Here is a 415-nt window from a genome sequence, read left to right on the forward strand (position 1 = left end):
AATTTGGCCGCCTTCGTTGACGGCGTTAGGCGCGGTCAGTGTGACAGTGGTGGTGTTATCGGTGCCGGGAGTATCCGTCACGGTGGTAGTAACTTTGTCAGTCCCTGGTACCAGGCTTTCAAAGTGTTCGCCACCGGTCACTCCCGTGATGGCGGTAGTGACGGTTTGGTCGCCTTGATACACATCATCCGGTGCCACCACCGAAACGGTGCCGCTCGATTGATTTACGCCGATGGTGATGGTCTGGCCGTTATCCAACGTGACGGTCAACGGCTTGGTGATGTTGGTAACAGCGTTACCTGCCTTGTCGACCAGCGACGCGGTGTAGACGATATTGCCGCCTTCACCCACGGTGGTAGTCGCCGTCAGCACCACATCCACTTTGTCGATGGTGTCGTTGATGGTGGTGGTTGCA

Annotated in this window: 1 protein-coding gene; it reads right to left on the minus strand. The window is 56.9% G+C overall.

Annotation, left to right across the window (positions count from 1 at the left end; translation table 11 throughout):
* Positions 1-415, minus strand: a 415-nt coding sequence (locus GIR22_RS26055; RefSeq protein WP_343039668.1) for an immunoglobulin-like domain-containing protein, incomplete at both ends; no start/stop codon positions are given.

This window comes from Pseudomonas karstica, assembly GCF_009707515.1.
GTDB classification, from domain to species: domain Bacteria; phylum Pseudomonadota; class Gammaproteobacteria; order Pseudomonadales; family Pseudomonadaceae; genus Aquipseudomonas; species Aquipseudomonas karstica.